Consider the following 17642-nt stretch of genomic DNA (forward strand, 5'->3'; position numbering starts at 1 on the left):
ATGGATGTGCCGTGCTCTTGCGAGGGACTCACATGAGGGACTCACAAAAAAGGGCGCACATCACTGTGCGCCCTTCCCGATCAGGCCCCGCCGGTGGCTCAGTGGTTGAGCACCAGGTCGGCGATGATGCCGGTCGCGATGGCCACCATCAGGAAATTGCCCGTGTCGTCACGGATCCAGCGGTAGCCGTACGGCGGACGGCGCAGGTGGTAGCCCGGATAGTCGTTGACCACGTAGACCGGCCCACGGTAGTAGTCGTGATAGCGGCGGCCCACCGCCCAGCCGTACGGCGGGCCGGCACGATAGACCGGCGCCGGGCGGTAGTAGCGGTCATCGCGGCGACCGTCATAGTAGCCACGGCCGTAAGCTTCACGGCGATCGTAGCGATCACGGCGGTCCTGGTAACGCTCGTAGCGATTGTCGTCGCGGCTGCGGTCCTTCCAGCCACGGTCATATCCGCGGTCGTACCCATGGCGGCCATGATCGTCGGCCAGGGCAGCAGGCGCCACGGCGCCCAGCGCCAACACGGACGTCAAGGCAACGGCAATTAGACGAATCGGCTTCATGGCAGCTCCAAATACACGGGTTGTTGTCACGGTTGCCATATTGCGCCACGAAGATGAACCGGCATTGGCTGGAATCGGTTACCCCAAAGCCCCATTTATCCAACAGTAGGCAGGCTGGCAGGGCAAGCCCCAAGGGCGTTGCCGCTATACTTGCCGCATCCCTTTCATATCCCCGGTCCGCTGGCAGGACCGGCCGTACGTGCGCCAGGAGATGGGGGCTGTTTTCGGGTATGGAATGAGCCGCGTTGCTCCCAGTGAGCACCAGACGCTGTCGCGCAGCGCAGCGCTTGACTGGCCGTCAAGTCAAGCTGTGCGACAGCGTCTGGTGCTCACTGAGGAGCAACCCGTAGGGCCAGACCTGAGGGCGTGCGATACTGTGTCATCGCTCGGTCGTGGATCAACATCCACTCCCTCCCTCTTCCTTGCCTCGCACGCCCTCAGGTCTGGCGCGGCCCATTCCATACCCGAAAACAGCCCCTATGTCGTCGCAATACATCTACACCATGAACAAGGTGTCCAAGGTGGTCCCGCCCAAGCGGCAGATCATCAAGGACATCTCGCTGTCGTTCTTCCCGGGCGCGAAGATCGGCCTGCTCGGCCTGAACGGCGCCGGCAAGTCCACGGTGCTGAAGATCATGGCCGGCGTGGACACCGATTTCGAAGGCGAGGCCCGCCCGCAGGCCGGCATCAAGGTCGGTTATCTGGCGCAGGAACCGCAGCTGGATCCGAACAAGACCGTGCGCGAGTCGGTCGAGGAAGGCGTCGGCGAGGTGCTGCAGGCCCAGGCTTCGCTGGAGGCGGTGTACGCCGCCTATGCCGAGGAAGGCGCTGACTTCGACGCGCTGGCCAAGGAACAGGAGCGCCTGGAGGCGATCCTCGCCGCCGGTGATGCGCACACCCTGGAAAACCAGCTCGACGTGGCCGCCGATGCGCTGCGCCTGCCGCCGTGGGAGGCCAAGATCGCCAACCTGTCCGGCGGTGAGAAGCGCCGCGTGGCGCTATGCCGTCTGCTGCTGCAGAAGCCGGACATGCTGCTGCTCGACGAACCGACCAACCACCTCGACGCCGAGTCGGTGGAATGGCTGGAGCAGTTCCTGGCCCGCTACAGCGGCACCGTCGTGGCGGTCACCCATGATCGCTACTTCCTCGACAACGCCGCCGAGTGGATTCTGGAACTGGACCGCGGCCGCGGCATTCCGTGGAAGGGCAACTACACCGACTGGCTGACGCAGAAGGACGAGCGCCTCAAGCAGGAAGACAACCAGGAAAAATCCCGCCAGAAGGCGATCCAGAAGGAACTGGAGTGGTCGCGGCAGAACGCCAAGGGCGGCCGTACCAAGGGCAAGGCGCGTCTGGCCCGCCTGGAAGAGCTGCAGTCGGTGGATTACCAGAAGCGCAACGAGACCAACGAAATCTTCATCCCGCCGGGCGAGCGCCTGGGCAACGCGGTGATGGAGTTCAAGGGCGTCTCCAAGAAGTTCGGCGAGCGCCTGTTGATCGACAACCTGTCGATGATCATTCCGCCGGGCGCGATCGTCGGCATCATCGGCCCGAACGGCGCCGGCAAGTCGACGCTGTTCAAGATGATCACGGGCGTGGAGAAGCCGGACTCGGGCGAGATCGTGGTCGGCCCGACCGTGCAGCTGTCCTACGTCGACCAGAGCCGCGACAAGCTGGAAGGCAACCACAACGTCTTCCAGGAAATCGCCGGCGGCCTGGACATCCTCAACATCAACGGCATCGAGATCCAGTCGCGCGCCTACATCGGCCGCTTCAACTTCAAGGGCCAGGACCAGCAGAAGATGGTCGGCTCGCTGTCCGGTGGTGAACGCGGCCGCCTGCACATGGCCAAGACTCTGCTGCAGGGTGGCAACGTGCTGCTGCTCGACGAACCGTCCAACGACCTGGACATCGAGACGCTGCGTGCACTGGAAGACGCGCTGCTGGAGTTCCCCGGCAACACCTTCGTGATCTCGCACGATCGCTGGTTCCTGGACCGCATCGCCACGCACATCATCGCCTTCGAAGGCGACTCGCACGTGGAGTTCTTCCAGGGCAACTACCGCGAGTACGAAGAAGACAAGCGCCGCCGCCTGGGTGATGACGCCGGTCCGAAGCGGTTGAGGTTCAAGGCGTTGAAGTGACGTTCCGGCGCGCCTGCGCATAACGCGGGCGCCTTTGCCGGAACGTCATCCCCGCGCAGGCGGGGATCCAGTGACTTCCGTCCAGTTCACGCAAAAGTCACTGGGTTCCCGCCTTCGCGGGAACGACGAGAAGTTGGCGCGCATCGCACTGGTGCCTTTGCCAAGCTGTCATCTCCGCGCAGGCGGGGATCCTGAGACCTGGTACTGAAGCGTAATAAATGATCTGAAAGAAACGGGCGCTCGAAAGCGCCCGTTTCTTGTTTTGTCCGCGTTCGATGTCGGGGATCCCAATGGATTTGTCCCGTTGCCGCGACCGGCCCTTTGTGGGAGGGACTTCAGTCCCGACGCTTTGCCGACAGCACCAGCGTCGGGACTGAAGTCCCTCCCACAAGTGCACTTTGCATTGCTGTTGCTGCTTACGGGCTGTTGCTTGAATCCAAGGATTGCGTACCGCCGTAGGGATCGCAGTCGTAGCGTTGCACTCCATTGCCGTCGGTGTCCGTCAACAAACGAGTACTGTTCAGCGCATCGGGCAGGAAACAATCCCGGTTGGCCGCTTTACCCCATGCGTAGCGCTGGCTGAAGCCCAACCCGGTCAGAATCGGCTATATAGCTCATCAAACACCCCCTAAGATTTTAATGCGCCAATCATAAATAAAAAACCAAAAGCCACAAAAAAACAACCAAACCAACGACCGGAAAAATAAACAACTTGGAACGATAGAATCCTTTCCAAATAAATAAACCAACAAACCCGTAAAGCAGGGCATTACATATTACCGCAGTTAACCAAAGACCTAAATCACTATCAACCGGATCACCAATCAACAATATTGATGCCGGCCAAAATAACAAAACAAAACTTTCCGAGACTCCTCTCCCACCCCAGAAAAAGTAATACACCAGCCAAGAAAATGCGATGATAGCGCCCAGGCTGGAAGCAACCAAAACGGAATTGATCATGCGCATTTTTGGGTTACTTTTCATTTGGCAGCTCTTTAAAGTAAGGCTTTGGCCTTATTCCATCCGGCGTAGTTACTCCACCATGCCCCAGCATCTCGCGAACAAAATTGACACAATTGTTGCCCATCAACCGATACCGACCTGGGTTTTTAGCGGTGTTTCTCATAAATTCGGCCATTCTTTCATCCTGTTCGGCATTTGTTCTTATTGTCTTACATTCCAATCTTTTTCCCGGATCATCGAGTTTTAACATTCCGGCAATCCCAGTTACTGGATTGCCGGGCGCACTTGAATTCGGGTAATAGCCTGCGGTCGTATACGTATTTACTCCCGCACCTAGATGTCCTTGACCACCTGCTCCGTCATACAAACAAACTGTTATATTCAGACCAAGCGGATCCGTATATAAAATCGGATCACCCAAAGAATAAGAATAAACATTCCACCCAGCTACTAATCCAATCGGATCTTCACTTATGAACCTCCCGATTCCAGGGTCGTAGTAACGAGCCCGATAGTAGTACAGGCCTGACCGGTCCTGTTCACGACCAGTGTACTGATATGGGTTGGTATTTGAGCCCAACGCCTGGGTGCCACCGTAGGGACCGTAGTCGTAACGCTACACCACATTCCCGTCCGCACCGGTGAGCATCCGGGTGCTGTTCAACGCATCCGTCAGCAAGTAGTTCCGGTTCGTCACCTCACCCCGTGCGTAGCTCTGATCGATGCCCAGAGCGGTCAGGATCGGCGTCGCTATGGTGCCCGCCTTTTCTTGGACCGCATTCTAGCCGCCATACAGAATTCGGTCGTCTGGCCGCCCTCGCTCTGGCTGTATCGCCGACTCAGAGCGTCGTAACCGTAGGTGGCGAATGAATAAAAACCCGCGAAGGGGCTTTGTCTAAGCCGTCATCGACCTATTGTTTCCCGGCCCTCGATACTTCATGGAGGCACGCGCGCCTCCGGCGGAGAAAAAGGATAGACGCGGCGACGAGCAAATAGAAGGTCGCCGTCAGGGCCCGTCCAGCGGGCGCGACAGTGAACGCGATGTCGCTGTCGCTCGTGAAGAAAGGGCCATCCAGCCAGGACGCCAACGGAAGATAGTAGAGCTGGTGCAGCGCCAGCCATAGCAGACCGTGAGACCAATGCTCAGAAGCCCACGATAGCCCCCAGGGCAGGCCGAGCCATGCAAGCAATCCGGTTCCCCAGAAGCTGAGCGACAGCGACATACGCATTACTTACCCCCCTTATTTTGCTGTCGCATGTATTCTGCGCGAAGCGCATCCGCGAAATCCTGACAGTTTTGTCCAACTAGGCAATAGCTCTTATTTGTCCAGCCCCTGCTCACCTTCTCTACAACCTTGCGCATTGTGGCATCGTCGTATGTGGGACCGAAGAAAGTGTACTGGTCGCGATTATGGCCCGCGTCGCTTCGCACTTGGCCTTGCTCGCCGCAGAGCTGGAATCCGTTCCCCTTGCCGTCGCCGCTGAAGAAGCCCACATTCTCGCTCTTGTTATCGTCAAACCATAGTTGCTCATGCGCACGCTCGACGTTGGAACTGCCGCTAGGTGCCTTACCCGGCTCGAACTTCTTTTGACCGTCACCCAGTGGCCTGAAACCAAAGCGCGCCAGACCAAAAGGATCGAAATAGTTGATGGGATTGCCGCCCACATAGGCATACATATTCAATCCCCCACGCAATCCAATCGGGTCTTCGCTGATGAACCGCCCCATTCCCGGGTGATAGTAGCGCGCCCGGTAGTAGTACAGCCCAGACAGATCCTGCTCACGGCCGGTGTACTGATACGGGTTGTTGCTTGATCCAAGGGCTTGGGTGCCGCCATATGGATCATAGTCGTAACGCTGCACCACATTCCCGTCGGCATTGGTCAGCATGCGGGTACTGTTCAACGCATCGGTCAGGAAGTAGTTCCGGTTCGTCGTTCCGCCTCGCGCATATCGCTGATCGATGCCCAGACCGGTCAGGATCGGCGTCGCGGTGGTGCCCATCTTCTCCTGCACCGCGTTTTGACCGTCGTACAGATACTCGATCGTCTGGCCGCCCTCGCTGCGGCTGTATCGCCGGCCCAGAGCATCGTAACTGTAGGTGGCGATCGAAGTGCCGCCTTGTTCGATCGCTACCAGCTGGTTGCGGGCGTTCCACCGGTAGGTGCGGCTGCCGTCCGAAGCCAGATTGCCGTTCGCGTCGTAGCTGAGCGACTGCCCGTTGTACTTTGTCTGCCGGTTGTTGTCGTCGAACGCGTTGTTCGCATGTGCGGGCGGCAGGGCCTGTTGCGCCAGACTGCCGGTCTGCGCCACGCGTTGGCCGGCCTGATCATAGGCATAGCCCAAGCTGCCCAGGGCGCTTCCATCGGGCGCCTGCCAGGCCAGGCCGGTCAACTGGCTTCCTGCGTCGTAAGCGTAACCAGCCTGGATGTTGTTGGGTAGCTGAGTCCGGATCAAGCGACCGATGTCGTCGTAGTCGAACTCGACGACGTCGGCGCCTTGCAGGATCCGGGTCAGGCGATTGCCGGCGTCGTAGCGGTACTCCACTTGCGCCTGCCCCTCTACCGTCATCGCCGTCCGACGACCGATCGCATCGTAGGCATAAGTGATAGTGCCTTGCGGACTGATGGCCGCGACCACGCGATCGAAGTCGTCGTACTGCCAACCCAACGTTCCAGCGCTGCTATCCACCAGACTCAGCAATCGCCCCGCAGCGTCGTAAGCCGCGGTAACCGTTCCGCCGTCGGGATAGGTGATGCGTGTCTGTCGCCCCAGAAGATCATAGGTGTAACCGGTCTGTTGACCGGCTCGGTCGGTGTAACGGGTGATCCGGTTCATCACGTCGTAGCTCCAGCTCTCCTGCTGGCCCAAGCTGTCGGTACGCTTGATCAGACGATCGCGTACGTCGTACTCGTTGGTGATACCGGTCCCGTTCGGCAACAGCACCGCGGCAACGTTGCCATTGGCGTCATAACCGATTTCCGTGGTGCTGCCATCTGGGGCAATGGACTGGATCAACCGGCCCTGTGCGTCGTATTCGCGCCGACTCAGGTGGCCTTGCATGTCCTCGACGGCGATCACCCGGCCTAGCCCGTCATGGCGGAAGTAGACCCGTCGTCCCAACGGATCCTCAATGGTGGTCAGATCGCTGCCGAAGTACTGCATCTGCGTGCTTTGCAGCAACGCATCGGTCGCGACGATGGTCTGGCCGGCGCTGTTGCAGATGAACTGCGTGGACTTGCCCAGCGGATCAGTCAGGCGGCTCAGGCAACCCTGGGTGTAATCCAGATGCGTGGTCCGGTTCAGTGGATCGGTGCTCCAGGCCATATCTCCCGCGGAGGTGTAGCCCATCCGATTGGACACCGCCTCTGACGTACCCGCCAATGCAGTACTGCGGATCAGTTGTGCCTGGCTGTCGTACTCGTATTCGGTACGACGCCCCAGCGGGTCGATCCGTGCGGTCATCTGGCCCAGGCTGTTGCGTTCGAAGCGGTACTGCTGGGCCAACGGCGTTCCGTAAGCCAGCGTGTCGGAGACGGGATACAGATCGGCGCCAAACACCACGCGCCGCTGGCTGCCATCCGGGTGGGTCACGAGTACGCCCGTGCTGTCTCCATCCACATGGTCGTAATCGATGGTGTACACCGCGCCATCGGCCAAGGTCTGCTTGATGACCCGGCCTGTCGTGGTCGTGACGGTGCCGTTGAGGGCCTGCTCGTACTCGTTCAGCAGCACCCGGTTGCCGCGTTGGTCATACAGCGCCGACAACCGATGTTGCAGAGTGCTGCCACTGCCCCAGCTCTGGTACTCGTAGCGGCGGGTGGTGGTGTCCGGGTAGGTCACCTTCGCCAATAAACCCTGTGCGTTGTATTCATAGCGCCAGGTCGTGCCCAGCGGGTCGTTGGCCGAAACGATGCGGTTCTGAGTGTCGTAATTCAGGTCGAGGTAACGGCCATTCGGTGACACGATCCGGCTGATCCGGCCGGCGTCGTAGACGTACTCGGTCTTGTTGCCGTAGCGGTCCTGGCTCAACAGGATACGGTTCGGGCTGTGTGCCTCGAACACCATCTGTGACCCATCGCGCAGCGTCAGTCGATACTTGTAACTGTTACTGCTCTCTGAGGCCAGGGTGGCACCAAACATGCCGTGCTTGCCGTCAGAGAGCCACGTGCCGTAGGCGCCAGAGCCGGAGGTCTGCTTGAACACCAGCGGTGAGCCGTTGGGCAGCACCAGTTGCAGTTCGCTGTAGTCCGAACTCTTCATGCTGAGGCGATAGGCGAAGCCTGCGGCGGTGCCATAGCCGAACTCGCGCTTGACCTTGTCGCTGGGACGGTAGTTGCGCCCCAACACGATCGGCACGACATCGTCGATCGCGATGTCGGTCTCCTGGTAGGAGAAGCGGCCCGTCCTCAGGTCGATTGGATCGCCGGCCGTGGCGTTGCCGCCGGTGCCGGCATTGCACTCGCCGCATTCCTGCGGGTCCGGCGGCATGCCTTCCTCCGGCGCCGGATCACTCGGGCTCACCGACGCACCAAACGTCACCACCTCGTGCAGCGCAACCCCATCCTCGGGCACGAATTGGGTCTCGGCATCATTGACTCGTCCCTGTCCATACACGCGCCAGCCTTCCATCGCGTCGTAGAGCCAGAAGTCCCCGGCAGTGCCTGCCGGGTAGTGGTCATAGTTCGGGTAATACACCCGCGCGCCGCGACCGGCTTCCGGCGTCAGCCCCTGCAGCACCGCGCCACCCGGCTGCAGCGTGAAGTACATCGGGAAATTGGTCGGCAGCGGATACGGCGAGCGATTGACCGGGGTCGGCACGATCGCGATCTCGGTGACGATCTTGCCCTTGTGGTCGCGGATCACCGTTCCCGCGGGCAGGTGCAGTTCCATGCCGGGCAGGTCCGGGTGGGTCAGCACCATGTCGTGCAGCGTCGGCGAAGGAATCGTGATCTTGTCGCGTCCGGCAATCCGCGGCAGGTACATCGTGAACGGCACCTGGGTCAGCGTGTTCGCCACCACATCCACGCCGACCACGAACTGGCCGTACTCCACGCCGGACGCATTGGCCGTGGTGCCATCCACATACACCCGCTGACGGCCGGAGGGCACGTCGTAAAGCCAGAACCGCCCCTCTGCGTTGGTACGGGCAAGCCGTGCACCGATGCTGACCGCCACACCCGCTACCGGCTGTCCATCGGCACGCAGGACACTGCCGGTCAGCGTGGTCAGTTTCCACGCCTCGAACAATTGCGGCATGAAACCCAGGTACATCTGCTCGGGCTGCCGTCCAGGCACGCGCCAGTTTTCTCCGAGGCTATCCTGCCCCGGCGTCCACCGACCCTCCTGCATGCGGCTCTGACGATCGCACAGTTGCGGACGGCTGAACCGGCCATCGCAGTAATCGGTTGAGGTCGGCGTACGGGAGGCCGTACTCGTGTCCGTATCAGCGGCTACGCCCTGTGGCGATCCGGCATCGGATGACAACGCGGCGGTACGGAAATCCAGTACCAGCAGCGGTAGACGCGCCCCTGACTGGGTGTGCAGACCGTCCACCATCAAGGTATAGGGCGTATCCGGAAACAGTTCCTGGCGAGGGTTGATGAAGGCCAACCGGCCATGCTCGGCAGCCACCACGCGTATCGCCGTGCTGCCGCCGGGGCCGAACAAGGTCACCGTGGAGGCGTTCAGATCCCCAGAGCGGATCCGCTCGCTGAAGCGCAACGCCAGACGGGCATCAATGGCGACTTCCTTGGCACCGGCCTGCGGCAGCGAGGCGACAAGTCCAGGTGCGTCCGCGGACTGAACGTTGGCATCGGCAGGGCTGACAGTCACATCCTGGTTCAGTGGGTCGAAGAGAAGATCGGTGCGGCCATTTCCACTTGCCTGTCCCTCCACGCCACGACCGAACAGGCGCACCCGACCATCGGCCTGCAACTCGGCCTGATGTCCTTTCGGCAAACCGGGCTTGCCTGCCAGTGCACTCCATTGATCGGTATCGGGATCCCATAGTTCATACGTCGCTCCTTCGCTCTGTCCACCTGCGAACAACACCCGGCCGTCGGTCAGAACGGTGGTCGTATGCCCCGCTCGCGGCGAAAGCGGCAGCGAGTCAACCGGCTCCACAACCTGCAAGTCCGGATCGAACCACAGCCCACCGGATTGCAACCTGCCCTGGCTGTCACGTCCGCCCCAGATCAGCACCCGACCGCTGGGCAGTTGAGTCAGGCTGGCGTTGCGACGCTGCGTCGGCAGGCTCCAGCTGCGCGCAGGACGATTGCGGGAAACGGCTTGCAATTCCAGACCATTGGATGACAGGACCAGCGAACGCTGGTCGTCCAGGCGCAGGCGCTGCTCCACTCCGGTCATCTCGTCAGAGCGCGCATTTGAGTCTTTGGAAGCCGTCGCAGCCGGCATGTCAGGGCTGACCTGTCCCGCGGGTTGCTGTCCGGACGCGCTGGCAGCTGCGATCAGTCCGAGCAGCATCCCGGCCGCGATGGCTCTCCAGCCTGTAAGTTCATTCTTCATGCGCTTGCTCCGTGTCCTTGCGCGAGTTCCTTGACGACTCGATCCAGTTTCCAACCGCTACTTCACCGTCAGTGTTGCACTGAGTGTTGCCCCGTCGAATGGGTCCACCAACACGTGATATGTGCCGGTGGTCGGTAGGTTGGTCAGATTGAAAGTCGTATTGCTGTCAGTCGTCGTACCGCTCAGATATTTCCCATCGGGACGATACACGTCGTACTTGGAAACGCGACCGGATGGCATGGAACTCTGGTTTTCCACCTGCAACGTCACACTGCCCCCTGCCGTGGCATCGAACGCGTACCAACCATTCTGCCCTCGCCGCGGCAGCGATACGGTCAATGGCGCATTGCGTTCCAGCGTCGCCTCCACGTCCGTGGACAATGTCGCCTTGAACTGCATGGTCTGCGTCGCTCCCGGCGACACCTCCATGTAATACGCCCCCGTATCAGGCATCGTCAGGTTGTGCTCGAAGGCGCCAGTGGATGTACGGAAGCTCACACCGAGCAAGCCGGCTCCACTCGAACGCCTGACCACAATGGTGAGGTCTCCGCCATCTGACATCACCAGATCACTGAGACCCAAGCCCAGTCGCTGACCTGCTGTGGCTTGGAAATCCAGGTACACATTCTGCCCAGACACAGTAGTCGTATAGGCCGCGGCCTCTTTTTCATCACCGATGATTCCCCTGATCCCCGACGCAAGCAATACCTGACCGCTCAGCGTCTCGCCGTAACCTGGATCGATGAACACCTGATATTCACCGGCCATCGGCAAGCTCGCAAAATTAAAGACCAGGTTGCTGCCACTGGCGCTGGAACTTTGGAGCTGTGTGCCGTCGGGCTTGTACACGGCGTAGTACACCGTCCGGCCCGATGGCACTGTGGCCTGCCCGGCCATCTGCAACGCCAGCGTTTCACCCGTTTCAGCGGTGAAGGTCAAGCGCGCATTTTGACCGCGACGACCCAGCGACAGCACCAACGGCACGTCACGCTGCAGGACTTGGCTCCTATCGAGCGACAAGGTGGCCTTGAACTGCATCGTCTGCGTGGCGCTCTGTGGCGTGATCACCACGCTGTAGATCCCGGTCTCAGCCGGCGACAGGTTCAAACCGCAGCCACTATTGGATTGGAAACAGGTCGCACTGGTCAGACTGACTCCACTGGGGCGGTAGACAGTCACGTTGACGTAGGTGCCGGTGATGACCGTCAGATCGCTAATCCCCAGACCCAACCGCTGGCCAGCCTCAACCGGGAAGGTCAGATACACCGGCTGGCCAGGTAAAGTAGTGGAAAATTCACCAATACCTCCATCTACTTCGGTGTCACCTATCGTTCCGGTGGCCAATGTCACCTGCATGCCGGACGTCGCCCCATTACCCGGATCGACAAACACTTGGTACTCACCAGCAGCCGGTAAGTTGGGAAGGTTTAGCGTCGTGTAGTTACCGGTGTTCGTGCTGGCCAGTTGGCTTCCATCCGGCTTGTATACGGTGTAGTACACCGTCTGACCGGTAGGCACAGTAGCCTGCCCAGCCGTCTGCAATGCCAGCGTTTCACCGGCTTCGGCACTGAAGGTCAGGCGCGCATTCTGACCACGACGATCAAGTGACAGTACCAACGGCACGTCACGCTGCAGGACTTGGCGCTTATCCGACGACAAGGTGGCCTTGAACTGCATTGTTTGCGTGGCGCTCTGCGGCGTCACCACCACGCTGTAGGTCCCGGTCTCGGCGGGCGACAGGTTCAAGCCGCAGCCACCGGTGGATTGGGAACAGTTCGTATTGGTCAGGCTGGCCCCGTTCGGGCGGTACACGGCCACATTGACGAAGGTGCCGGTGGTCAGTGTTAGATCACTCAGGCCCAACCCCAACCGCTGACCTGCCTCAGCCGGGAAGGTCAGGTAGACCGGTTGACCAGGCAAGGTGGTGGAAAAATCACCAATACCACCATCCACTTCCGTACCACCTGTCGTCCCGGTTGCCAGCGTCAATTGCGTGCCGAGCGTCGCGCCGTAATCCGGATCGACGAAGACTTGGTACTCACCGGCAACCGGCAGATTGGGCAAGTTCAACGTGATGTAGTTGATCGCATTAGTACTGGCCAGCTGGCTCCCATCCGGTTTGAACACGGTGTAGTACACGGTCCGCCCCGACGGCACCGTAGCCTGCCCAGCCATCTGCAACGCCAGCGTTTCACCGGCTTCGGCGGTGAAAGTGAGACGCGCATTCTGGCCTCGACGATCCAACACCAGTTCCAACGGCGTATCCCGCGACAACACCGCTCGCCTATCCAACGACAACGCAACCTTGAACTGCATCGCCTGCGCGGCATTCTGCGGTGTGATCACCACACTGTAGGTCCCGGTCTCGGCCGGCGACAGGTTCAAACCACAGCCACCATTGGATTGGAAACAAGTCGCACTGATCAGGCTCGCTCCGCTGGGGCGGTAGACAGTCACGTTGACGTAGGTAGCGGTCGTGACCGTCAGATCGCTGATACCCAGACCCAGCCGTTGACCGGCCTCGGCCTGGAAGTCCAGGTATACGTTCTGTCCTGATACGGTAGTTGTGTAAGTAGCGGGCTCTATCTCCTCGCCAATGCTTCCTCTGACCGCCGATGCCAGCAACACCTGACCACTCAGCGTTTCCCCGTGATTCGGATCGACGAACAACTGATATTCGCCAGCCATCGGCAGATTCGGGAGATTGAAGGTCAGGTTGCTGCCGCTGGTGCTGGTACTGGTGTGTTGCGTACCGTCTGGACGGAACAGGGTGTAGTACACGGTCCGCCCCGACGGCACCGTAGCCTGCCCAGCCATCTGCAACGCCAGCGTTTCACCGGCTTCGGCGGTGAAAGTGAGACGCGCATTCTGGCCTCGACGATCCAATATCAGTTCCGACGGCGCATCCCGCGACAACACCGCACGCTTATCCAACGACAAGGTGGCCTTGAACTGCATCGTCTGCGTCGCACTCTGTGGCGTGATCACCACGCTGTAGATCCCGGTCTCGGCCGGTGACAGGTTCAAACCACAGCCGCTATTGGATTGCAAACAAGCCGTACTGATCAAGCTGGACCCACTCGGACGGTAGACAGTCACGTTGGCGTAGGTACCGGTCGTGACCGTTAGATCGCTAATCCCCAGGCCCAACCGCTGGCCGGCCTCAGCCGGGAAGGTCAGGTAGACCGGCTGGCCAGGCAAAGTGGTGGAAAAATCACCGCTATCACCGTCTACCTCCGTGCCGCTCGTGGTTCCAGTCGCCAACGTCAACTGCATACCGAGCGTAGCCCCATTACCCGGATCGACAAACACTTGGTACTCACCAGCAGCCGGTAAGTTGGGAAGGTTTAGCGTCGTGTAGTTACCGGTGTTCGTGCTGGCCAGTTGGCTGCCATCCGGTTTGTATACGGTGTAGTACACCGTCTGACCCGTGGGTACAGTGGCCTGACCGGCCATCTGCAATGCCAGCGTTTCACCGGCTTCGGCACTGAAGGTCAGGCGCGCATTCTGACCACGTCGATCCAGCAACAACGCCAACGGCACGTCACGCTGCAGGACTTGGCGCTTATCCGACGACAAGGTGGCCTTGAACTGCATCGTCTGCGTCGCACTCTGTGGCGTCACCACCACGCTGTAGGTCCCGGTCTCGGCGGGCGACAGGTTCAAGCCGCAGCCCCCATTGGATTGGAAACAGTTCGTATCGGTCAGGCTGGCCCCATTCGGGCGGTAGACGGCCACATTGACGAAGGTACCAGTGGTCAGCGTTAGATCACTCAGGCCCAACCCCAACCGCTGACCTGCCTTAGCCGGAAAGGTCAGGTAGACCGGTTGACCAGGCAAGGTGGTGGAAAAATCACCGATAACGCCATCCACCTCTGTGCCGCCCACGGTTCCAGTCGCCAACGTCAGTTGCATACCGAGCGTCGCGCCATAATCCGGATCAACAAAAACTTGGTACTCACCAGTGCTAGGCAGGTTGGGCAAGTTCAACGTGATGTAGTTGATCGCATTAGTACTGGCCAGCTGGCTCCCATCCGGTTTGAACACGGTGTAGTACACGGTCCGCCCCGACGGTACCGTTGCCTGCCCAGCCATCTGCAATGCCAATGTCTCGCCGGCTTCGGCAGTGAAAGTGAGACGCGCATTCTGGCCCCGACGATCCAACAACAGTTCCAACGGCGTATCGCGTGACAAGGCTCCACGTTTGTCCAGCGACAAGGTGGCCTTGAACTGCATCGTCTGCGTGGCGCTCTGCGGCGTGACCACCACGCTGTAAATTCCGGTATCAGCGGGCGACAGGTTCAAACCGCAGCCACCGTTGGATTGGGAGCAGGTCGTACTGATCAGGCTGGCTCCGCTGGGACGGTAGACAGTCACATTGACGTAGGTACCCGTCGATACCGTCAGATCGCTGAGGCCTAAGCCCAGCCGTTGACCGGCCTCGGCCTGGAAATCCAGGTACACGCTCTGCCCAGACACGGTAGTCGCATAGGCATTGGCTTCTTCTCCATCGCCGATGCCTCCCCTGACACCCGACGCCAGCAGTATCTGAGCACTCAGCGTTTCCCCGTAATTCGGATCGACGAACAACTGATATTCGCCAGCCATCGGCAGATTCGGGAGATTGAAGGTCAGGTTGCTGCCGCTGGTGCTGGTACTGGTGTGTTGCGTACCGTCTGGACGGAACAGGGTGTAGTACACGGTTCGTCCCGACGGTACCGTGGTCTGCCCAGCCATCTGCAACGCCAGCGTTTCACCGGCTTCGGCAGTGAAGGTGAGACGCGCGTTCTGGCCGCGACGATCCAACACCAGTTCCAGCGGAGTATCGTGCGACAAGACCGCACGCTTATCCAACGACATGGTGGCCTTGAACTGCATCGTCTGCGTGGCGCTCTGCGGCGTCACCACCACGCTGTAGGTCCCGGTCTCGGCCGGCGACAGGTTCAAACTACAGCCCCCATTGGATTGGGAACAGGTCGTACTGGTCAGACTAGCCCCGTTCGGTCGGTAGACCGCCACGTTGACGTAGCTGCCCGTCGATACCGTCAGATCGCTGATACCCAGACCCAGGCGTTGACCGGCCTCAGCAAAGAAAATGAAACACTTCCGCTGGGCCGGAACTCCTGTTGCCGACACCAAAGAATCCCCGTCCAGCGCTACCGGCCGGCTCCGCTCGATCGCCATCTTCCAACTGGCCGGACCTTGCACCGGCTTGAGCAATATCAGGTAGGTACCCGAGGCGCTCAGTCGCGGCAGCAGGATGGTCGGGTTGGAAGGCGTGACCGATCCGCTGGCCAGCAGACGATTGTCCAAGCCGTACAAGTTGTAGGTGATGCTGGTCACGCTGATGTCACTGAACTGCGCGCCCAGGTATTCGCCTGCCACCGCGTCGAACAGCACCGCCACCTGTTCGCCGGTAGCCGCTACCGAGAATTCCGTGGCCGCCGAATCCGGCAACACTCGCGCGCTCTGCGTGATGCTCGATGCGCCCACGCCGCTAGGTACCACCACCACGTCCTCGGCGCTGAGCGCAATGCCGTAAGGCGTAGTGATCGATACCTTGCCGCTGGCGGCGTTGGCCGGCACCATGAAATTCACTTCGCTGTTGCTGGCGACACCGATCTGAGCCGAACGCATCCCCAGATGCACGGTGGTCTGGCCCGGCACGGTATTCAACGATTCACCAGTAGCGGTAATCATCGTTCCGGTAGTCGCAACCAGTGGCGATACCGAATGGATCACCGGCAGCTGCGAGACTTCATCCACGATGAAATCCGCGCTGCTGGAAACCATCTGCCCACCAACCGTGATCGAGATCGGCCCGGTGCTGGCTCCGACCGGAACGCTGGTCATCAACTCGTTGCCGCCCGCCGCCGACACCGTTGCGGGCACACCGTTGAAGCGCACCAGATTGTCCGCGGCAACCGGACTGAAACCATGTCCCTGCAGCCTCACCGGAATACCGGGCGTGCCGCGATCGGGATTGAATCCGAACAGAGCGAGTTCCCCAGGCGCAAAACGCTCCACCTGGGTCAGATTGCCCATGACATCGTAGGCGTAGCGCGCCGATTCGCCGGCGTCGTTGCTTACCGCCACCAGACGCCCGTTGGCGTCATAGACGTAGCTGGTCGCGTAGGCCCAGGTCGCCAGCACCATGCCACCGAGCAATGCCAACAACGCAGCGCTTCTACTGCGTCGGCGCGTCCTTGCATTGTCCCCTGCAGCATGTGCATGCCGGGCAGATCGGGCCTTCCACCACTCGAATAATTCCATTTCGGCTCACTCCTGAGCTTGCGGCCATGCTGGCCGCTCCTGTGCTTTTTGGCGCCATCGTGGCGCACCCCAGCGCATTCATTTATCCTGCGCCCGGTGACAAGTCAAGTCAGACAGGGACCATGTCAGCGGGATACAGGAAGATCATCGCGGTGGCTGCGGCCGTCATCACCGCGATCTGCGCAATGCAAGGATGCGTGCCAACATCCACGTCCCATCGTGCCCAGGAGCAGCTCGCCAGGACCGGCGCGCGTCTTTTCCACGACGTGCGCCTGAGCGCGGACGGCAAGGTCAGTTGCGCCAGCTGTCACCTGCCCGCACAGGCGTTCACTGATGGGAAGCCGGTTTCGGTCGGCGCATTCGACCGCCCAGGCACGCGCAATGCACCCAGCTTGCTGGACCTCGACGCAGGCCGACCATTGTTCTGGGATGGACGCGAACACGATCTGTCCGCCGCGGTGCTGCAACCATTCGCCAATCCACGCGAAATGGGCCACGAGAACATGCAGGCGGTACTGCAGCGGATCTCCGAATTGCCTGAGTATCGCAAGGCGCTACGCACCGACGACGATCTTCTCCAAGCTGATGTCGCCACGGCTCTGATGGCTTATCTGCGGTCGCTGGATACCGGCAATACATTGTTCGAACGTGCGCGCAAGGCAGGCGATCTTTCCCTGCTGGGCCACGACGCCGAGGCAGGTCTGCACCTGTTTCAAGGCAAGGCGCAGTGCGTGTCCTGCCATGTCATCACCGAGGCCGGCTCGCCACTGACCGACGGCAACTATCACCACACCGGCATCGGTTTCGATCGGATCGCGGGCAATATCGCTCCGCTGTTGACGCGCATCGATGCCGCCCGGAGTTCCGGCATGCCGTTGGGCAGGTTGGTGCTGACCGATCTGGACATCGCCGAACTGGGGCGCTTCGCCGTCACCGGCAAGCCACAAGATCTAGGCGCATTCCGTACCCCTACGCTCCGCAATGTGGCCAATACCGCGCCCTATATGCACGACGGCAGCATCGCCACGCTGGAGGCCGCTATCGAGCACGAGCTGTACTACCGCGGGTTGATCCAGGGCAAGCCGATCAAACTTACTGTGGAGGAACAACGCCAGCTCGTGGCGTTCCTGCACACGCTCAGCATCGAGTGAAACGCAATGAGGC

General features: G+C 60.5%; 7 protein-coding genes and 1 pseudogene. 2 read left to right on the top strand and 6 right to left on the bottom strand.

The features are described from left to right. Positions 1 to 98 precede the first annotated feature (98 nt). Entirely contained in the window at positions 99 to 566 is a 468-nt protein-coding gene (locus AC3WJE_RS02285; protein WP_493729154.1) for an RcnB family protein, read from the bottom strand. A 479-nt stretch (positions 567 to 1045) separates the two neighbouring features. On the opposite strand from AC3WJE_RS02285, the gene ettA reads away from it, so the two are divergent. Further along, entirely contained in the window at positions 1046 to 2710 is a 1665-nt protein-coding gene (gene ettA, locus AC3WJE_RS02290) for an energy-dependent translational throttle protein EttA (protein ID WP_493729155.1), read from the top strand. A 648-nt stretch (positions 2711 to 3358) separates the two neighbouring features. Here the strand turns inward: ettA and AC3WJE_RS02295 are convergent. The 5 genes and pseudogenes from AC3WJE_RS02295 to AC3WJE_RS02315 form a co-directional block, all read right to left on the bottom strand. Continuing rightward, a complete protein-coding gene (locus AC3WJE_RS02295; protein ID WP_493729156.1) occupies positions 3359 to 3697 on the bottom strand; it encodes a hypothetical protein in 339 nt (112 codons plus the stop codon). After that, positions 3687 to 3926: a hypothetical protein gene (locus AC3WJE_RS02300; protein ID WP_493729157.1), complete on the bottom strand. Its 240-nt coding sequence runs from the start codon at positions 3924 to 3926 to the stop codon at positions 3687 to 3689. Before AC3WJE_RS02300 ends, AC3WJE_RS02295 begins: the two co-directional genes overlap by 11 nt. A 144-nt stretch (positions 3927 to 4070) precedes the next feature. Further along, positions 4071 to 4271 (bottom strand): annotated as a pseudogene (locus AC3WJE_RS02305) (RHS repeat-associated core domain-containing protein); the annotation flags it as partial. Between the two features lie 633 nt (positions 4272 to 4904). Continuing rightward, positions 4905 to 10046 carry an RHS repeat-associated core domain-containing protein gene (locus tag AC3WJE_RS02310; RefSeq protein WP_493729158.1) on the bottom strand — a complete coding sequence of 1714 codons (5142 nt, stop codon included), beginning with the start codon at positions 10044 to 10046 and terminating at the stop codon, positions 4905 to 4907. Positions 10047 to 10262: 216 nt separating this feature from the next. After that, a complete protein-coding gene (locus tag AC3WJE_RS02315; RefSeq protein ID WP_493729159.1) occupies positions 10263 to 16382 on the bottom strand; it encodes an IPT/TIG domain-containing protein in 6120 nt (2039 codons plus the stop codon). Positions 16383 to 16504: 122 nt separating this feature from the next. Here AC3WJE_RS02315 and AC3WJE_RS02320 point away from each other — a divergent pair, with 122 nt between their 5' ends. Continuing rightward, positions 16505 to 17629 carry a cytochrome-c peroxidase gene (locus AC3WJE_RS02320; RefSeq protein ID WP_493729160.1) on the top strand — a complete coding sequence of 375 codons (1125 nt, stop codon included), beginning with the start codon at positions 16505 to 16507 and terminating at the stop codon, positions 17627 to 17629. The last annotated feature ends 13 nt before the right edge of the window (positions 17630 to 17642 follow it).

The organism is Pseudomonas sp. GW821-FHT07E12 (genome assembly GCF_058986605.1).